We start from the raw sequence: 19,843 nt of genomic DNA, 5'->3' as shown, positions 1-19,843 counted from the left end.
ACGATAAAAATTTTAGCAATAGTCAATTGGTTTAAAGATATGAACTAAAATTACTGTTCCCTAGAAAAGAATTTTATTAGGATATCTATTGTAGATTGGCCTTTTGTTCTTCTTATTAAAAGTCAATAAATTAAAACCTACTGGTGCTATAGCATATTGGTATCTAGAAATTCTTTATTTTAGCCTTTCCTAAATTCAAAAATAGTTTCCCGATATCTTGGGAAGGACACATGGCTAAAGTAAAAACAACCTTTTTTTGTCAAAATTGTGGCAGTCAATATGCCAAGTGGCAAGGACAGTGTACGTCTTGCAAAGAATGGAACACTATAGCTGAGGAAGTTATTCAAAAACCTGAAAAAAGTGATTGGAAATCACCTTCAACAACTGTAAAGCGTACTTCTAAGCCATTACGAATTAACGAAATTGACAATTCACAAGAAACACGACTAAATATGCAAGATGCTGAATTTAATCGTGTACTAGGAGGTGGTATGGTGCAAGGCTCATTAACACTTTTAGGTGGAGAACCAGGTATTGGAAAAAGCACATTACTACTTCAAATAGCTTTAAAACTCAATTATAAAACACTTTATGTTTCAGGTGAGGAAAGCCAGAAACAAATAAAAATGCGAGCCGAGCGTATTAATTCTAATGGCAATAGTTGTTATATTCTTACTGAAACAAAAACACAAAATATCTTTAAACAAATTGAAGCTTTAGAACCAGATATTGTAATTATAGATTCAATTCAGACGTTGCATAGTGACTATATAGAATCTTCAGCTGGTAGTATATCTCAAATTAAAGAATGTACTACAGAGCTTATTAAATTTGCTAAGGAAACGGCAACTCCAGTATTGTTAATAGGTCATATAACTAAAGATGGGCATATTGCAGGACCTAAGATTTTAGAGCATATGGTAGATACTGTTTTGCAATTTGAGGGAGATCGCAATCATGTTTTTAGAATTCTAAGAGCTCATAAGAATAGATTTGGATCCACCAATGAGCTGGGTATTTATGAAATGCACGGCTCAGGTTTGAGAGAGGTTTCTAATCCATCAGAAATTCTAATTTCAAAAAAAGATGGAGAACTATCTGGTAATGCTGTTGCTGCCATGCTCGAAGGTCTTAGGCCTTTGATGATTGAGGTACAAGCTTTGGTAAGCACAGCGGTTTATGGAACACCACAGCGCTCTGCAACTGGTTTTAATGCAAAACGATTAAACATGTTATTGGCTGTTTTAGAAAAAAGAGCTGGTTTTAGGCTGGGAGCAAAGGATGTTTTTCTCAATATTACAGGAGGTATTACAGTAGATGATCCAGCAATAGACTTAGCTGTTGTTGCTGCAATATTGTCTTCTACTGAAGATGTTGCTTTGCCTAGCGATTATTGTTTTGCAGCAGAAGTTGGCCTATCTGGCGAAATAAGACCAGTGCAGCGTTTAGATCAGCGTATTTTAGAAGCCGAAAAATTAGGTTTCTCAACTATTTTTGTATCTAAGTATAGTAAAACGTCTTTAAAAAGCCAGCAAATAAAGGTACAGCTGATTTCTAAAATCGAGGATTTGGTTGATTTCATAGTTTAACTGCCTGTAAATGAGGTGTTATTAATCGGTCATTTTAGCAAATTTTATTCAATTTTATTGTTTTAACGATTTTTTAGCCACTTAATCGAATAAGAATTGCCTGTATTTATCTTCACACTACTATTGTAATGTAAATGTTAAAAAATAGTTCAACAACTATAAGTTTACAATTCCCCTCAATTACAATCCATTAGACTAAAATTTTATTGTAGTACATAGTTAATTTTAAGATTATAAACCTTATTAAAACTTAACCTATGAAAACAATACTACTTAAAAAGGAACAAATCCTATCTATTATGATCTTGATATTTTGTGGATCGCAAAATATTATAGCCCAAACAGGAACTAGTGAGAGTGCAGAGACAATGCAAAGCTTTCATTTAGAATTCAAAAACGTTGATGGACCAGCGGTAAATAGACAACTACAACTTAGCTTTAGTGAAAACACCTCAGACAGCTTTGATGAGGGCTATGACACAAAGAATTTAAATTTAATGCAAGATGATCTTAATCTTCTCTTAAATGGCGAATTTTTTACGACACAAGCATACAGTCCAATAACGGAAGATAAAATTGTGCCACTGGCATTACAAACTTCAGGTAATTACACATATACAATTGAGCTTATTTGGTCAGAGAATTTGGGAGATCGAAATGTAGAAATTAAAGATAACTTGTTAGGTACATCTTTTGGATTAAGAAACGGACAAGCGTATCAATTTACATCTTCAGAAGGTTATTTTCCTAATAGGTTTCAAATTACTTTTAAGACAACGACCTTGTCTCAAGCAGATTTTGATATACAAAATATAGATTTTTATTATTCGATGGATTCAGGTTCTATTGTAGTTTCTAATCCAGAGAATAGAAATATAAAAGGTATTGAAATATATAGTATACTTGGTCAACAAGTGTTTAGTAATCAAGCCTCAAACAATAATGCTAATATTACTTATGAAGTCAAGAATATGAACGCTGGTATTTATATCATACGATTGGTAACAGAAAACAATGGTATTTTAACTAAAAAGGTTCTATTAAAATAATTCTATCAAGAAAAGAAACAAAGGTCGGTTGATTTCTCAAAAAAAATCAGTCGACCTTTTACCTCATGATTTGAATTTAAAGAACTGATAAACTCATTCATTAGTAGTATTTATTAGGACTTTTCTCTTTATAGCCATATGACAAAGAATTACAATTTGTTTTAATTTATTGATGAATACTATTGTTTTGAAATGTCATTTTATCGGAGAAATAAAGCATTTAAACGAAAAATTTATGTGTGTTTTCTTGGTTGTTTTCTGGTAAATCACTACTATTGTGGTAAGTAAATAAAACTCCCTTTAGTGTTTTTATCTTACTATTAAATATATTTCCCTCACATTACAAATCCATTGCACTAGAAATTAGTTGTAGTACATAATTATAATTAGTCCCAAACTATTATAGCTTATGTATAAAAAACTACTTATTTACGTTATAACCCTTTTAGGTGCATTTACTTATGCACAAACAAATGCTCCCAGTATTCAAAGTGGCGTTACATTTCAATGGAGTGATAACCAAACAAATAAAAACCATTCCGCTACCATAGAGAGTGTTACCGTAAACGGTAATGTTTATTTTAATTTTGGTATACCGTCAGGATATGAAATGACTCAGTTAGGGCCTGGAGGTCATTGGATAAATAAAATTAGATTAAATGGTATAAATGTAGAAATTACAAGTTCTAGTCTTACATGGAATACAACTGCGTTGGGAGCCTTTAGATCTCTAAATCTTAATTACTATTTTGAAGCTAATGGTAATGGTGATAATATTTGTGATGATTATGTAGACGAAGAAACAACAGATGCACAAAGACAAACTTTGTTTTATTCAGGTGGTATAGTAGCAAGTTCTAGTGGAGTAATTGCTATAACCGAGCGTAACGCAAATAACTGTTACCATATTGAGTTTTTTGGTTATCCAGAAGATAGTGATGTTGAACAATCTCTAGGTGAAACTTTTGTAAATAATGCTGGTGGATCATATTGGGGATTTGGTGGTACAGGTACTGGAGGCCCAAATGGATTGGGAACACCTGGAGTAGTCAACCCACCTCCATCAGGTTCTGATTATTGGTTAAGTGACAGAGTTATTGAGAATAAAGGAACAATAGGGATTGCTCTATTTTATCTCGATGACATTGCTCCTACGGGTTCGTTAATAACCAAGGCAACAATTACTGCAGCAACTGCTGATAATGGAGACGGAAAGATGTTTATTCTAACGTTACCAGATTATGACAAAGACGGTATGAGTGATGTAGATGATTTAGATGATGACAACGATGGAATAAAAGATGTTGATGAATCCAACAATATAGACCCTTCAGCTGACCATGATGTCGACGGGATACCTAATTATATGGATCCAGATTTTTGCACATTAAATTCTCATGGTGTATGCGCAAATTTAGATTTTGATTCAGATGGAATCCCAAATCATTTCGATAGAGATAGTGATAATGATGGTTTAACGGATGTTTTGGAATCTAATGGAACAGATGCAGATAAAGATGGTGATGCTGATGGTAAAGTAGGGAAAACGGTTTCTACATTAGGTATTCCGTTAAGTGCTGGTACAGGAAATAGTACTGTAAATACAGATGGAGCTTCACTGCCCGACTTTTTAGATATAGATTCAGATAATGATGGAATTCCTGATAATATAGAAGCACAGCCAACAATTGATTACTTAGACCCAAGTGGAACAGGCTTTCTATTTGCTGATTTTAATGAGGATGGGGTGGACGATGCTTACGGTACTTTTTTAATACCGGAAGACACAGATGAAGATGGTATATATGATTATGTAGATACCGATAGCGACAATGATGGTATACCTGATATAGAAGAAAACGGAATGGCAAATTCATTATCTGGTGTCGATTCTGATAATGATGGCTTAGATAACAATTTTGAAGGAGGTAACATGAATGACTCTACAGATGTTAATGATGAGATTGATGATCCTAACTCATCGATATTACCAGATTCAGATGGAGATTTAAATTCAGGTGGAGATTTAGATTATCGAGATTTATTCAATATTAATCCTTCAGTAAGCGCTACTATAGATTTTGATGGTGTTGATGATTACCTAACAGGAGATAGTTTTATAAGTGGTCTCGGTCAGGTAACCATAATGGCTTGGATAAAAATTGATGATTCAAATGCAGGAAATGCAAACGCTACTATTGCAGGGGAAGATGATGCTTGTAGAATTTTTGTAAAGGATGGTAATAGATTAATGCTAGCTATTAGGACAACTTCAGGTTCTACAAAATTTCTATTTGGAACAAATGTAAATTATAATGAGTGGCACCATATTGCAGGTACGTTCTCAAACATTACTGGTAACATAAATTTATATGTTGATGGTGTCAAAGTAGAAGAGTTAACAGCAACAAATTTAATAGGAACAACTTTAAACGGAACGAGCTCATGGAATGGTGATTTTGAGATAGGGCGTTTATCAAGGAATGTTAGCAACCAACAATATTTTACAGGTGATATAGATGAAGTTAGAGTTTTTAATTCTGCACTCAGCGAAGAGCAAATTCAACAGATGGTTTATCAAGAAATAGAAGCAGATAATGCAATTGTTAAAGGAAAAATAATTCCGAAAGAGATAAAAGATACTAAGACACTTCAAACGGTGCCTTGGGCAAATCTCATAGGTTATTATCCTATGACAGGTATTAAAAACAGAAAAACATTTGATTATTCTGGTAATAACAGAACCTTAAAGTTAATGAATATTACTACTGTTCAAGAACAAACAGCTCCTATGCCTTATGAAACCACAAATGATGGTGATTGGAGTAATCAAAGTACTTGGCGATATGGTAATGTTTGGGATATTGAAGATGTTTCTACTAATAAAGAATGGAGCATAGTTAAGATTAGTAATAATGTAAGTTCCTCTAATTCGCACACTAATTTGGGGCTAATTATAGATAGCAATAAAACATTGACTATTAATGGAGATAATAAAGTTGAAAACACATGGTATTTAGAGCTTAATGGAGCTTTGGATCTCAACAATGATTCTCAGTTGATACAGACAAATACTAGTGATTTAGTGACTTCTTCAGATGGAAGGTTACTGAGGAGACAAGAGGGGACATCTAGTGTATATTGGTATAACTATTGGGCTTCGCCAGTGGGAAATACAGGTGCTACAACATTAACAGATAATAATCTCTCTACAAATAATACAAATAATTCAACTTTTAAATTAGAACAGTTAAAAAAACCAGATGGTAATAGCTTTCAGTTTACAAGTTCATACCACCAAATAGGCAAAATCAGCACATATTGGTTATACACCTATATAAATGGTGTTACCTATTATGATTATGCATTTTTAAACCCGAATACAACAACACTGCAACCAGGTGTTGGTTATACCCAAAAGGGAACAGGTATCTCTGGACCAGAACAACAATATCTGTTTGAAGGGAAGCCAAACAACGGAACTATAGTTATACCAGTTGTAGATACAGGTGGAAGTGGTTCCGTACCAGCAGTATCAAAAACGGATTATTTATTAGGAAATCCATATGCTTCAGCAATTGATTTACATAAGTTTATTGATGACAATGCAAGTGTGATTGATGGTACAATACAATTATGGCAACAATGGAGTGGAAGCTCACATAATCTTGATGAATATGATGGTGGTTATGCGCAAGTCAATAAAACAGGTGCAATACGTGCATACCAATTTGTTGGTATAGAAGGAGCAAACAATGGTAGCCAGGATGGTACAAAAACACCGTCTCGATATTTGCCAGTTGGTCAAGGATTTATGACAGAAATTGTATCAAGTGGTAATATTGTCTTCAATAATAGCCAACGTGTATTTATTAAAGAAGCCGACGCAGATGGCTCTTATGATAATGGATCTGTGTTTTTTAGAAGTGCAACAGCTACAAGACAGGAAGTTTCAGATTCTCAAGAAAGTATAATGCAAAAAATACGTATAGAGTTTAATTCGGTGGATGGACCAGCTACTAAGCGAGAGTTGTTACTCGGGTTTAGTGAGGATACATCAGATGATTACGATTACGGTTATGATGCCAAGAATGTAGACACACATGATGACGATCTTAATTTAGTACTGAACGATGAGGATATGATTATCCAAGCCTATAGTTCTATTACGAATGATAAGGTAGTTCCGTTAACATTAAGAACTTCTGGGCCATACAATTATACAATTCACCTTACGGAAACCGAAAACATAGAAGACGACCAATCTTTATTCTTAAGGGATAACCTTACGGAGACGTATTATGATTTAAGAAGTGATCAACCTTATGAATTTTTGTCGGAAGCAGGAGAATTTACCGAAAGGTTCGAAATTGTTTTCCAAGAACAATCGGAGTCACTTTCTCAAATAGACCAAGACTTAGAAGATTTTAACTTCTATTATTCAATGGGTAGAAAGAAGATTGTGGTTCTGAATCCTAATAATGAAAAAATTAAAGATATAGATGTTATCAATTTGTTAGGGCAGTCAGCATATAGAATTAGAAACATATTTGAAGGTACTTATACAGAATATGACGTGCAAAATTTGAGTACTGGTACTTACATTATAAAGTTGACTACAGCTACAAATGCAAGTATAACAAAGAAAATTATTGTAAAATAGTGTTTTAAGTTAGTTAGTAATAAAGGCCGTTTGGGAACTGACCCAAACGGTCTTTGTTTTTCATTTTAGTCTGGGTCTATTTTAGTAAAAATTCCTTAATTTCGCAGACTTATAAGAATTGCGAATAATGAGTACAAAGTTCCCTGAATATAAAGGACTTAACTTGCCAAAAGTTGCTGAAGATATCAACAGCTATTGGGAAGCTAATAATATCTTCGAAAAAAGTGTAACTACAAGAGAAGGCAAGGAGCCTTATGTCTTTTTTGAAGGACCACCTTCAGCTAACGGCTTACCTGGTGTTCACCACGTGTTGGCACGGGCTATAAAAGATATCTTTCCACGTTATAAAACCATGAAAGGTTTTCAGGTAAAACGAAAGGCCGGTTGGGATACGCACGGATTACCAGTAGAACTTGGTGTTGAAAAGGAATTAGGCATTACCAAAGAAGATATTGGGACTAAAATTACGGTAGAAGAGTACAACGAAGCTTGTAAAAAAGCCGTTATGCGCTATACGGATATCTGGAACGATCTCACGCAAAAAATGGGTTATTGGGTAGATATGGACGATCCATATATAACCTACAAATCCAAATACATGGAAAGTGTTTGGTGGTTGCTTAAGCAGATTTACGACAAAAACTTATTATATAAAGGCTATACCATTCAACCTTATTCACCAAAAGCGGGTACTGGTCTAAGTTCGCATGAGTTGAATCAACCAGGAACATATCAAGATGTTACCGATACAACAGTAGTTGCTCAGTTTAAAGCTAATGAAGATTCGTTACCAGATTTTCTTCAAAATGAAGGTGATATTTACTTCTTAGCTTGGACGACCACACCTTGGACGTTGCCGAGTAATACAGCATTAACAGTTGGGCCAAAGATTGATTATGTTTTAGTTGAAACCTACAATCAATACACGTTTCAACCAATGAATGTGGTTTTAGCTAAAAATTTGGTATCAAAGCAATTTGATGGTAAATACAAACAAGTTGAAACTAAGCCAGAATTAATAGAGTACAAAGAAGGAGACAAGAAAATTCCTTTTTATGTAGTTAAGGAATTTGTTGGAAAGGATTTAGTTGGCATCACATACAAGCAGTTGTTGCCATACGCACTTCCTAACGATAATCCAGAAAACGCATTTAGAGTCATTTCTGGAGATTTCGTAACTACTGAAGATGGTACAGGTATTGTTCACACAGCACCAACCTTTGGTGCAGATGATGCTTTAGTAGCAAAACAAGCCACACCAGAAGTACCACCAATGTTAGTAAAAGATGAGAATGGTAATTTGGTGCCACTTGTAGATTTACAAGGACGCTTTAGACCAGAAATGGGTGAGTTTGCTGGCAAATATGTTAAAAACGAATATTACGACGATGGCGAAGTACCAGAACGTTCAGTAGATGTAGAGCTTGCCATTAAATTAAAAACAGAAAATAAAGCCTTTAAGGTTGAAAAATATAAACACAGCTACCCAAATTGTTGGAGAACAGATAAACCAATTTTATACTACCCATTAGACTCATGGTTTATAAAAGTGACTGACGTTAAAGGGAAAATGCATGAGTTAAATACAACCATTAACTGGAAACCTAAATCAACAGGCGAAGGTCGTTTTGGTAATTGGTTGGCAAATGCCAACGATTGGAATCTATCACGATCTCGTTTTTGGGGAATTCCATTACCAATCTGGAGAACAGAAGATGGTAAGGAACAGTTATGTATAGGTTCTGTTGCCGAGTTAAAAGATGAAATTGCGAAGTCCGTTAAGGCAGGTATAATGTCTGAAGATATTTTTGCCGATTTTGAAGTCGGTAACATGTCTGAAAAAAACTATGAAACTATCGATTTACACAAAAACGTAGTCGATAAAATCATCTTAGTTTCACCTTCAGGACAACCAATGAAGCGCGAAAGCGACTTAATAGATGTTTGGTTCGATTCTGGTTCAATGCCTTATGCACAATGGCATTATCCATTTGAAAACAAAGATTTCATTGATAAGAACGAAGCTTTTCCAGCAGATTTCATTGCAGAAGGTGTAGACCAAACACGTGGTTGGTTTTATACGCTTCATGCTATCGGAACTATGGTTTTTGATTCCGTAGCTTATAAAAATGTAGTGTCTAACGGATTGGTTTTAGATAAGAATGGACAAAAGATGTCTAAGCGTTTAGGAAATGCTGTAGATCCTTTTGAAACCTTATCTAAATATGGTGCAGATGCCACACGTTGGTATATGATAAGTAATGCCAACCCTTGGGATAACTTAAAGTTTGATAGCGATGGTATTACAGAAGTAAGCCGTAAGTTTTTCGGAACACTTTATAATACCTATTCATTCTTCACACTTTACACCAATATTGATGGTTTTAATTACAGTGAAGCTGATATTCCTTTAAACGAACGTCCGGAAATAGACCGTTGGATTTTATCTGAATTAAACACATTAATTCAAAAAGTTGATGAGTACTATGCGGATTATGAGCCAACAAAGGCAGCGCGAGTAATTTCAGATTTTACACAAGACTATTTAAGTAACTGGTATGTGCGTTTAAGCAGAAGACGTTTCTGGAAAGGTGATTACCAAACCGATAAAATCTCGGCATACCAGACCCTTTACACTTGTATGGAAACCATTGCTAAGCTTGGTGCGCCAATTGCACCTTTCTTTATGGACCGTTTGTATTTAGATTTAAATGCAGTTACTAAAAAAGAAACATTTGAAAGTGTACATTTAGCAGATTTCCCTAAAGCAGACACTAAAGCCATAGATAAAGTTTTAGAACGAAAAATGGAGAATGCGCAAACAATATCTTCATTAGTATTATCGTTGAGAGCTAAGGAGAAGATTAAAGTACGCCAGCCATTGCAAAAAATTATGATTCCTGTAGATAGTCAACAACAAAAGGAAGAGATTGCTGCAGTTTCAGATTTAATAAAGCACGAAGTAAATATAAAAGAGATAGAGCTTTTAGAAGATGCTTCGGATATATTAGTAAAGCAGATTAAACCAAATTTTAAGGTCTTAGGCCCTAAGTTTGGTAAGGATATGAAGTTGATTTCCAGTGCTGTAAATGCTTTTGGTGCAGATGATATTAAAAAAATTGAACAAAATGGCAATTTAGACGTTGAAGTTAACGGAAAAATCATTAATTTGGGATTGGATGATGTAGAAATTACGTCTCAAGATATTGAGGGATGGCTTGTTGCAAATGAAGGTGCACTTACCGTCGCGTTAGATGTTACTATAACTGAAGAATTACGTAAAGAAGGGATTGCACGTGAGCTCGTAAACCGTATTCAAAACTTACGTAAAGATTCAGGTTTTGAGGTTACGGATAGAATTGACGTAGAACTTCAAAAAGATGCTCAAGTTGTAGCAGCTGTTTCTTCTAATGAAGCGTATATTAAATCAGAAACCTTAACCGAAGAATTAAAAATTATGGACAATGTAAATAATGGTATAGAAATTGCTTTTGATGAGGTCAATACCAAGCTATTTATACAAAAACACTAAATAAAATGGCAACAGATACAACAAATAGATATTCAGACAAGGATTTAGAAGAGTTTAAAACTTTAATTCAAGAAAAAATTGACAAAGCTGAGCACGATTTAGAATTAATAAAAAGTGCCTACATGAACGACCATAACAATGGTACTGACGATACGTCACCTACTTTTAAAGCTTTTGAAGAAGGCAGTGAAACGATGAGTAAAGAGGCGAATTCAGCATTGGCAATTAGACAAGAGAAGTTTATACGCGATCTTAGAAATGCTATGATTAGAATAGAGAATAAGACCTATGGTGTTTGTCGTGTTACAGGAAAACTAATTAATAAAGAACGTTTAAAATTAGTACCTCACGCTACATTGAGTATTGAAGCAAAAAATATGCAGAAGTAACAAATTCCTTTTTGGTCACTGAGCGTAGTCGAAGTGAAAACAGGAATCTCATGATAACAAATCGAATTTTCAAGATATACAGACCTCATAGGCTTTTAAAATCCATGAGGTCTTGTAGTTTAATGCTTTTTTTAGTGTGTTCATGCTTTAGTTACTCTCAAAACACAATAACAAAAGAAATAAAGAAGAAACATATTGAAACGATTTTAATTAATGGTAATCAGATATTTAATATTTCAATATTAACTTCACAAACAGATGCTATTACCATTACGTCAACGTTAGATGGCGAATACCAAAATGAGTTTCAAATTGTTACTAAAATAAAAGAGGATACTCTTGAGTTGAGTTTGGAACAGTCATCACTTATAGATATTCCTGATGATAAAAGAAATGCACACAAAGTTATTGCCGCAACATTGCATATTGAAATTCCGAAACATCTAAATGTAGAAGTGCTAAGTGATGTTGGCTCTGTAGATGCCTCAGGAAGTTTCAATTCTATTTCTATTGAGCTCTTACAAGGGCATTGTTTGGTTAAAGGTTTTGCTAAAGATGCAAGGATAAATACTATTGATGGTAAGATTAAAGTTGTTACTGATAATGCAAAAATAATAGCCTCTTCTAATAACGGTAAAGTTAGCATAGATGATTTTGAAACATCTGAATCTGTATGGTATTTGAAATCTATTAATGGAGATATTACAGTTGTTAAAGACGAATAATCATTTACATTTGCTATAACAGATTAATATTAAAAAGGATTCCTGTTGTTTAGGAAAAAGTATGTCTTTAAAAAGAGCTTCAATAATTATCATTCTTATTTTACTGATAGATCAAGTTAGTAAGGTTTATATTAAAACCCATTTTGAATTAGGTGAAGATTTTCCTGTGGTTTCTTGGTTTCATATTGCATTTATAGAGAATGATGGTATGGCTTGGGGAGCAAAGCTCAGCGATTTTTTTACGTTTATTTCAGATAAATCTTCGAAGCTCATCTTAACCTTGTTTAGAATTGTTGCAGTTATCGGCATAGGATTTTGGCTCGTTGATGTTACAAAAAAGAAAAAGTCTAAAACATTGATTTTTGCTATTTCTATAATTTTTGCAGGTGCTTTAGGCAATATTATAGACTCTGTGCTTTATGGGTTATTGTTTAGTGATAGCCATATGCAAGTAGCAACCTTTTTACCCGAAGATGGTGGTTATGCAGGTGTATTTCATGGCAAGGTTGTAGATATGTTACATTTTCCAATATGGAATGGTGTTTTGCCAGAATGGCTACCATTTATTGGAGGAAAATATTTCTCTTTTTTCGACCCTGTTTTTAATGTGGCAGATGTTGCTATAAGCACAGGGATTGGGATTTTGATTGTGTTTAATAAGAAGGCATTTAAGGATGCTCCTAAAACCGAAACACCTCATTCGGAGTAACACAATAATCCAGCTTAATATCATTGACTGAAGCGTCCAAAGCTTTATCTTCAGCTTCAAAAAAAGAAAGTCCTATTTTTAGGGTTTCAGGTTTGCAATTACTTAGAAAACGGTCGTAGAACCCTTTTCCGTAGCCTATTCTATTTCCTAATTTGTCAAATGCTAAAAGCGGCACAAAAGCAACATCAATATTTTCTGAAGCGATAGGAATACCATCAACAGGTTCTGGGATATTGTATTTGTTTTTTTTAATTTTAGTACTATCGGTAAGTAAATAATGCTTCATTGAATAATCATCAAAATTACTTTTTGAGATAACAATGTTTTTATCCTTTCCGGCTAAAATGTTTAAAATATATTCTGTGTTTATTTCCTTCTGTTCTTCAATAGTTAGAAAGATGTGATATAAAGATTTATCCCAAATATTAAGCTTTAATAATTGGTTGGCTATGGCTAAACTAAGATCTTCAATTTGAGATTCTGAAAGCTCTTGTCTTAAGGCTTTATATTTATGCCGTAAATCAAATTTGTTCACGATTCTAGTTTTGTTGAAATATGAAAAATTGCATCACCTTGATAGATTATAGGAGATTCATTTACATTGAAAATGTAACCATTATTAGGTGCTTTAACAAAATAATTAAAACTACCATAAGGGTCTGTAATATGACCTAAAACATCCCCTTTTTTAACCAGTGTGTTAACAGACACGTCCGATTTAAACATACCTGAGTGGCTAGCTCTTATCCATTTACTATCTAGAATTCTAATGCAATTCTTTTTAGGTTCAGAAACTTTAAACTTTCGGTTTAGCATTCCAAGATGATTCAATACACGCTTAATGCCATTAACACCAGTATTGGTTATTGTACTATCTATATTAAATGATTTTCCGCCTTCAAACAATAACATTGGTATGCCTAATTTGTAACAGGAATTTCTGAAGGATTTGTTTAAGTTTTTTGAATAATAAATTATTGGTGCTCCAAAGATTTGTGCTAATTCATCTAAAACCACTTCATTCTTTATAATTCGTATTTGCGCAGCATTAAAGCGGTCTGCACCACCAGTATGAAAGTCTAAAATTAAGTCTGCATGTGGTACAATTTCGGTCATTAACTTATGTGCAACTCTACTCGCTAACGAACCTCCTTTTCCACCAGGAAACACACGATTTAAATCTCTACCATCTGGAAACTCCCTATCCATGTGTATAAAGCCAAACACATTAATAACAGGAATACAAATTATAGTTCCTTTTTTAGGTTTGTTTATTCCTTTTGCTATAACCTGTCGGATAATCTCAACTCCATTAACTTCATCACCATGAATACCTGCTGTAATTAATACCGTTGGTCCTGGCTTTTTAGAGCGTTCAATAATTACAGGTACATCAATTGTGTTTTGGGTGTGCAACTTGGCAACATTAAAACTCACTTTTGCACTTTCTCCTAATGCTACTTTTTTTCCTAGGATATGTAATATTTCTTTTTCGCTCATATTTATAAGCCCATCCTAACCTTCCAAGAGGGAAGGGACTCTTACTGTTGGGCTAAAAGAGTCTATTTTCTGTTTCTTTCAATAAAAGTAATAATCGCTTTTGCAATATTTTTTTGAGTTGCTCCTTCAATGCCTTCTAAACCAGGAGTAGAATTTACTTCCATTATTAAAGGTCCTCTTGAAGATTGTAGCATATCTACACCACAAACAGGCAACTTTAAGGCGCGAGCAGCTTTTATAGCTAGCTTTAGTTCTTCTTCAGTAAGTTTTATTAAATCAGCAGTTCCACCTCTGTGTAAATTTGACCTAAATTCGCCATCCTTACCTTGACGTTTCATTGCGCCAACAACCTGTCCATCTACGATAAGCGCTCTTAAATCAGCACCTTTAGCCTCTGCGATATACTCTTGCACTAATGCTCTTGCTTGTAGTCCATTAAAAGCTTCAAGTACAGATTCTGCAGCATTTTTAGATTCTGCCAAAACCACACCCAGTCCTTGCGTACCTTCAAGTAGTTTTATAATTACAGGTGGGCCACCAACATGCTCTAAAACTTCTTCAACATCTCTAGAGTAATTTGTAAAAACCGTTTTTGGCATGCCGATACCAGCCTTAGAGAGGCGCTGAAAACTTCGTAGTTTATCTCGCGATCTTATAATAGCATCAGAAGACACTGTAGTAAAGACATTCATCATTTCAAATTGTCTTACTACAGCACAACCAAAAAATGTTACCGAAGCACCAATTCTAGGAATTATGGCATCAACATAATCCAAATATCTATCCTTATAGTAAATGGTTGGCTTTTCTTTTTCTATAATGATATCGCATTTTAATGGATCAATAATCTCAACTTCATGACCTCTGTTTTCTGCTTCTTCTACTAACCGTGCAGTAGAATATAAGCCAGGATTACGCGATAGAATTACTATGTTCATTTATAGTTTGCTTAAAGGATTGGTTTTCAGAATCAACATCGACTAAAAATTTTTGTTTTAGAAATTGCCTACCGATTAAAACAGGAAATTTCATATCGTCTCTAGTGCTTAAAGTTAAGTTAATCTTATAGCACTTTCCAAAGAATACAACCGTTGTTTTAATTTTATATCGGTTTTCTTTATGGCCATTACTACTTTTTACGTCTGTATAAGAGTAGTTTTCAAACACAATTTCACCACTTTTAAAGTTGGGGTGGTTTTTCTTTTCAAAAATGCAATAAAGCTTATTATTCTCTTCTCTTATTTTTGAACAATGTATGGCAGAAGTGTAAGCTCCTGTGTCAATTTTTACATCAACATTTTTAAGTTTTAATTCAGGAAAGTCAATCTTATCAATACGTCCTAAAATCTTTTTTGTCATATTTTAATTTATAAAAAAGTGGCGCAAGATAGTTATAAAGTTAATTGAAATCACATAAATATTTTTTGAATTACTACCTTTGGGTTAATGCCAAAAACAGCTTTAGAAATACAAATAAAAACACTGCCTCACCAACCAGGTGTGTATCAATATTTTGATGCTGAAGACAAACTCATCTACGTCGGTAAAGCCAAAGACATTAAAAAGCGAGTTAGCAGTTATTTCACTAAGCATCATGATTATGGTAAGACTAGGGTTTTGGTAAAAAATATAACCTCTATAAAGCACATTGTAGTAGAAACCGAAAATGATGCTTTACTGTTAGAGAATAACTTAATTAAGAAATATCAACCTAAGTATAATGTGATGCTAAAGGATGATAAATCTTACCCTTGGATTTGCATAAAAAAGGAACGATTTCCAAGGATTTTTTCAACCAGAAGGGTTATTAAAGATGGTTCTGAATATTTTGGGCCATACACAAGTATGAAAACCGTAAAAACACTTTTAGGTTTAATAAAAGGCTTGTATCAGTTGCGGACTTGTAATTACGATTTATCTGAAGCTAAAATTAATGCTGGTAAGTACAAAGTTTGTTTAGAATATCACTTAGGAAACTGCAAAGGGCCATGCGAAGGTTATGAGACTGAAGAAGAATACCATTCAAATATTACTGCAATCAGAGAAATTTTAAAAGGAAATTTTAAAGATTCATTACAGCAGTTTAGAGTACAAATGAAACAGTATGCTGAAGCGATGCAGTTTGAGGATGCTCAAAAAATTAAGGAAAAGCTAGAGGTATTAGAAAATTATCAGGCTAAATCTACTGTAGTTAATCCTAAGATTAGCAATGTAGATGTGTTTTCTATTGTAAGTGATGAGACTTATGCTTACATTAATTTTTTGCAGTTAAGTTATGGATCTATCATTAGATCGCATACTCTAGAATTAAAAAAGAAACTACAAGAAACCGATAAAGCATTATTAGAAATAGCCATAACAGAAATCCGTCAACGTTTTAATTCTAACTCCAAAGAAATTTATGTGCCTTTTAAAGTTAATTTAGGAGAAGAAATAAAGGTAACCATTCCAAAACTTGGTGATAAAAAAAATATACTAGATTTATCTAAGCGTAATGCCATGTATTACCGTATGGATAAACTAAAGCAGATAAAAATAGTTGATCCAGACCGTCATGCCAACAGAATAATGGCACAAATGAAAGCTGATTTGCGCCTCTCTGAAGAACCTAGACACATAGAATGTTTTGATAATTCTAATATACAAGGTACAAATCCCGTTGCAGCTTGTGTAGTCTTTAAAAATGGTAAGCCAAGTAAAAAAGATTACAGACACTTTAATATAAAAACAGTCGAAGGACCAGATGATTTTGCATCAATGGAAGAAGTGGTGTATAGACGTTATAAACGCTTGCTAGATGAAGACGCACCTTTGCCACAACTTATAATTATAGATGGAGGAAAAGGACAATTATCCTCAGCATTAAAAAGTTTAGATGCATTAGGTTTAAGAGGGAAAATAGCAATTATCGGAATTGCAAAACGTTTAGAAGAATTATTTTATCCAAATGATCCAATTCCCTTATATTTAGATAAAAAAAGTGAAACGCTAAAGATTATTCAACAACTAAGGAACGAAGCGCACCGTTTTGGAATAGAACACCATCGAAATAAGAGAAGCAAAGGTGCTTTAACAACTGAGCTAGAAAATATACCAGGAGTTGGTGAACAAACGATTATAGACTTAATGAAACAGTTTAAAACAGTTAAAAGAATAGCCAATGCCAAGTTAGATGAATTGGAAGCTGTGGTAGGAGTGTCTAGAGCGAATAAAATTTATAATTACTATCATAAGGAATAAAAAAATTGACATTGCCCCTAAAACATATAAAAATGCCTAATTACAAATATTTTATCCTAACACTAACATGTATATTGCTAAGTTGCAATTTAGTAGTGGCGCAAGAAAACCAAGAGCCTAAAGTTGGCTTAGTTTTAAGTGGTGGTGGTGCAAAAGGATTTGCGCACATAGGTGTACTCAAGGTTATAGATAGCCTAGGAATAAAAATAGATTATGTTGCAGGCACAAGTATGGGAGCTATTATTGGCTCATTGTATGCCTCAGGTTATTCGGGTAAACAATTAGAAACAATGTTTAATAATCAGGATTTCGATGTACTGATAAATGATGCTTTTCCAAGAGCGGCTAAGTCATTTTACGAACGTGAAAACTCTGAAAAGTACGCAGTGAGTTTACCGTTTGATAATTTTAAAATCAACTTACCTTCAGCATTATCTCGAGGACAAAATGTCTATAATTTATTATATCAACTAATGCTTCCTGTGAATGAAATAACAGATTTTGAGAAGTTGCCAATTCCGTTTTTTTGTATTGCCACAGATATAGAAACAGGAGAGTCTATTGTTATGGATAAAGGTAGATTAGCTGAAGCCGTAACTGCAAGTGGTGCATTACCATCGCTATTTCAGCCTGTTATTATAGACGACCGAATATTAATTGATGGAGGTGTAACTAATAATTTTCCTGTAGAGGAATTAAGAGCCAAAGGCATCGATATTATTATTGGTGTAGATGTACAAGATGCATTAAAGGATAGGGAATCTTTAAAGTCAGCACCAGAAATCCTTCTTCAAATCAATAATTTTCGCACTATAAACGCGATGAAGAATAAAGCACCTCTCACAGATGTATATATTAAACCAGATATTACTAATTATTCTGTGATTTCTTTTAGTGAAGGAGAAGATATTATAGCAAATGGAGAAACCGCTGCAAGAGTAAATTTGGAAAAACTAAAAACTATCAAACAACAACAAAAGGATAATTACGAAAGACCAAAGGTTAATCAATTAGACAGTCTAAGAATTAATTCAGTAAACATATCCGGAAACGAGAGATATACAAGGTCTTATATCATTGGAAAGTTGAAGTTTAATAATAATGACAAGGTTAGTTATGAAGATTTAAAAAAGGGAATTAACAACCTAATTGCAACAAATAATTTTGATACGTTTAGATATTACCTAGAACCAAGTACTGATAAATCTGGGTATAATTTAAAAGGAGAATTAAGAGAGTCTCCCACTACTACTTTCTTGCGGTTAGGAGTACATTATGACGGTTTGTACAAAAGTGCTGTACTTGCTAACTTAACTAAAAAAAGATTATTATTTAATAACGACATCGCTTCTTTAGACCTTATTTTAGGAGATAATTCCAGGTACAATTTCGATTATTTTATTGACAAAGGTTTTTACTTAAGTGTAGGAGTAAAGTCGCGTTTTAGCCAATTTAACAAAGGTGTTAATGCATTACTGGCACTAGATGAAGGCTCACCTTCATTAATAGGTTTAAATAAAATAGATGTAGAACTGACTGATTTTACAAATCAAATTTATGTCCAAACCATATTTAGAAAAGATTTTGCACTTCGTGTAGGTGCAGAATATAAGCGTCTTAAAATCACTTCTGAAACCATAATCGAAGACGAACAGGATGAAGATATTACTTTTGAAAACTCAAACTATTACAGCGTATTTGGAAATTTAATTTTTGATGATTACGATAGTAAATATTTCCCTAAAAACGGATTTTATTTTAATGGTGATTTTCATTTGTATTTAAATGCTTCAGATTTTATCGAAGGATTTGAAGAGTTCTCCATTGCTAAGGCAGATATTGGATATGCTTTTAGTTTTAGTGATAAAGTGGCTCTTAAAACCGAAACTAGTGGTGGGTTTAAAATAGGTGAAAGCTCTACAACAACTTTAGGCTTTGGTTTGGGAGGCTATGGTAATAATTTTATAAATAATTTTCAATCCTTTTATGGGTATGATTATTTAGAACTTTCGGGTGATAGTTTTGTAAAGGCAACATTTACGTTAGATTATGAGATTTTTGAAAAACACCATATTCTTTTAGCTGCTAATTATGCTAATATTGAAGATGGTTTATTTAAGTCTGGTCAATTCTTTTCTTCTCCAAATTACAGTGGTTATGCCGTTGGTTATTCTTTAGAAACTTTTCTTGGTCCACTTGAAGGGAAGTATGCATATTCACCAGAAACTGGAGATGGTCAATGGTTTTTTAACTTAGGCTTTTGGTTTTAATAAAATTAGTGTTGTCCTTTAGTATTTGTTTCAGCATTTCAGATAATTTTTAGATATTTGTATCATTATGAAACCATTCTGGCAAAACATAAAACTTTATCTTCATTTTCTCATCAAGAGAAACCCAGAATAAACACGCATTTTTTGTACCTTTAAAAACAGTTAGATTTATACAAA

At 33.5% G+C, this 19,843-nt stretch carries 13 protein-coding genes; 9 read left to right on the top strand and 4 right to left on the bottom strand.

Annotated elements, in window-relative coordinates:
* Positions 1-230: 230 nt before the first annotated feature.
* The 7 genes from radA to ACFFGA_RS01565 all read left to right on the top strand — a co-directional run bounded on the left by radA (position 231) and on the right by ACFFGA_RS01565 (position 12,656).
* Positions 231-1,589: a DNA repair protein RadA gene (gene radA, locus ACFFGA_RS01595; protein ID WP_386058693.1), complete on the top strand. Its 1,359-nt coding sequence runs from the start codon at positions 231-233 to the stop codon at positions 1,587-1,589.
* Positions 1,590-1,846: 257 nt separating this feature from the next.
* A complete protein-coding gene (locus ACFFGA_RS01590) occupies positions 1,847-2,638 on the top strand; it encodes a DUF8693 domain-containing protein (RefSeq protein WP_386058690.1) in 792 nt (263 codons plus the stop codon).
* A gap of 409 nt (positions 2,639-3,047) precedes the next feature.
* Positions 3,048-7,301, top strand: a complete 4,254-nt coding sequence (locus ACFFGA_RS01585; RefSeq protein ID WP_386058687.1) for a DUF8693 domain-containing protein — start codon at positions 3,048-3,050, stop codon at positions 7,299-7,301.
* Between the two features lie 127 nt (positions 7,302-7,428).
* Positions 7,429-10,833, top strand: a complete 3,405-nt coding sequence (gene ileS, locus ACFFGA_RS01580) for an isoleucine--tRNA ligase (protein ID WP_386058685.1) — start codon at positions 7,429-7,431, stop codon at positions 10,831-10,833.
* A gap of 5 nt (positions 10,834-10,838) precedes the next feature.
* On the top strand, positions 10,839-11,222 hold the full coding sequence (locus ACFFGA_RS01575; protein ID WP_386058682.1) for a TraR/DksA family transcriptional regulator: 384 nt from the start codon (positions 10,839-10,841) through the stop codon (positions 11,220-11,222).
* A 50-nt stretch (positions 11,223-11,272) separates the two neighbouring features.
* Positions 11,273-11,947 (top strand): DUF4097 family beta strand repeat-containing protein, encoded by a 675-nt coding sequence (locus ACFFGA_RS01570; protein ID WP_386058680.1) that lies wholly within the window; start codon positions 11,273-11,275, stop codon positions 11,945-11,947.
* A gap of 61 nt (positions 11,948-12,008) precedes the next feature.
* Positions 12,009-12,656: a lipoprotein signal peptidase gene (locus ACFFGA_RS01565; protein WP_386058677.1), complete on the top strand. Its 648-nt coding sequence runs from the start codon at positions 12,009-12,011 to the stop codon at positions 12,654-12,656.
* On the opposite strand, the gene ACFFGA_RS01560 is transcribed toward ACFFGA_RS01565, so the two are convergent.
* The 4 genes from ACFFGA_RS01560 to ACFFGA_RS01545 all read right to left on the bottom strand — a co-directional run bounded on the left by ACFFGA_RS01560 (position 12,628) and on the right by ACFFGA_RS01545 (position 15,515).
* Positions 12,628-13,191, bottom strand: a complete 564-nt coding sequence (locus ACFFGA_RS01560; RefSeq protein ID WP_386058674.1) for a 5-formyltetrahydrofolate cyclo-ligase — start codon at positions 13,189-13,191, stop codon at positions 12,628-12,630. The genes ACFFGA_RS01565 and ACFFGA_RS01560 overlap by 29 nt on opposite strands.
* A complete protein-coding gene (locus tag ACFFGA_RS01555; RefSeq protein ID WP_386058671.1) occupies positions 13,188-14,156 on the bottom strand; it encodes a succinylglutamate desuccinylase/aspartoacylase family protein in 969 nt (322 codons plus the stop codon). Before ACFFGA_RS01555 ends, ACFFGA_RS01560 begins: the two co-directional genes overlap by 4 nt.
* 62 nt (positions 14,157-14,218) lie before the next feature.
* On the bottom strand, positions 14,219-15,094 hold the full coding sequence (gene rimK / locus ACFFGA_RS01550) for a 30S ribosomal protein S6--L-glutamate ligase (RefSeq protein WP_386058664.1): 876 nt from the start codon (positions 15,092-15,094) through the stop codon (positions 14,219-14,221).
* Complete coding sequence (locus tag ACFFGA_RS01545) at positions 15,069-15,515, bottom strand: ATP-dependent zinc protease family protein (RefSeq protein WP_386058661.1); 447 nt, start codon at positions 15,513-15,515, stop codon at positions 15,069-15,071. The genes rimK and ACFFGA_RS01545 overlap by 26 nt, the downstream gene beginning before the upstream one ends.
* An 87-nt stretch (positions 15,516-15,602) precedes the next feature.
* Here ACFFGA_RS01545 and uvrC point away from each other — a divergent pair, with 87 nt between their 5' ends.
* Both uvrC and ACFFGA_RS01535 read left to right on the top strand, forming a co-directional pair.
* Complete coding sequence (uvrC, locus tag ACFFGA_RS01540; protein WP_386058658.1) at positions 15,603-17,396, top strand: excinuclease ABC subunit UvrC; 1,794 nt, start codon at positions 15,603-15,605, stop codon at positions 17,394-17,396.
* A 32-nt stretch (positions 17,397-17,428) separates the two neighbouring features.
* Complete coding sequence (locus ACFFGA_RS01535) at positions 17,429-19,666, top strand: patatin-like phospholipase family protein (protein ID WP_386058655.1); 2,238 nt, start codon at positions 17,429-17,431, stop codon at positions 19,664-19,666.
* Positions 19,667-19,843 lie beyond the last annotated feature (177 nt).

Source organism: Winogradskyella pulchriflava (assembly GCF_042434315.1).
In the GTDB taxonomy this organism is placed as follows: Bacteria; Bacteroidota; Bacteroidia; order Flavobacteriales; family Flavobacteriaceae; genus Winogradskyella; species Winogradskyella pulchriflava.
This window is presented reverse-complemented; position numbering and strand designations above follow the sequence as displayed.

What these genes read in the sequence shown, in the direction of transcription:
- ACFFGA_RS01570 (WP_386058680.1), top strand. Translation starts at nt 11,273, where the DNA reads ATGATAACAAATCGAATTTTCAAGATATACAGACCTCATAGGCTTTTA.
- radA (WP_386058693.1), top strand. Translation starts at nt 231, where the DNA reads ATGGCTAAAGTAAAAACAACCTTTTTTTGTCAAAATTGTGGCAGTCAA.
- ACFFGA_RS01565 (WP_386058677.1), top strand. Translation starts at nt 12,009, where the DNA reads ATGTCTTTAAAAAGAGCTTCAATAATTATCATTCTTATTTTACTGATA.
- uvrC (WP_386058658.1), top strand. Translation starts at nt 15,603, where the DNA reads ATGCCAAAAACAGCTTTAGAAATACAAATAAAAACACTGCCTCACCAA.
- ACFFGA_RS01585 (WP_386058687.1), top strand. Translation starts at nt 3,048, where the DNA reads ATGTATAAAAAACTACTTATTTACGTTATAACCCTTTTAGGTGCATTT.
- ACFFGA_RS01535 (WP_386058655.1), top strand. Translation starts at nt 17,429, where the DNA reads ATGCCTAATTACAAATATTTTATCCTAACACTAACATGTATATTGCTA.
- ACFFGA_RS01575 (WP_386058682.1), top strand. Translation starts at nt 10,839, where the DNA reads ATGGCAACAGATACAACAAATAGATATTCAGACAAGGATTTAGAAGAG.
- ACFFGA_RS01555 (WP_386058671.1), bottom strand. Translation starts at nt 14,156, where the DNA reads ATGAGCGAAAAAGAAATATTACATATCCTAGGAAAAAAAGTAGCATTA.
- ACFFGA_RS01590 (WP_386058690.1), top strand. Translation starts at nt 1,847, where the DNA reads ATGAAAACAATACTACTTAAAAAGGAACAAATCCTATCTATTATGATC.
- ACFFGA_RS01545 (WP_386058661.1), bottom strand. Translation starts at nt 15,515, where the DNA reads ATGACAAAAAAGATTTTAGGACGTATTGATAAGATTGACTTTCCTGAA.
- ileS (WP_386058685.1), top strand. Translation starts at nt 7,429, where the DNA reads ATGAGTACAAAGTTCCCTGAATATAAAGGACTTAACTTGCCAAAAGTT.
- rimK (WP_386058664.1), bottom strand. Translation starts at nt 15,094, where the DNA reads ATGAACATAGTAATTCTATCGCGTAATCCTGGCTTATATTCTACTGCA.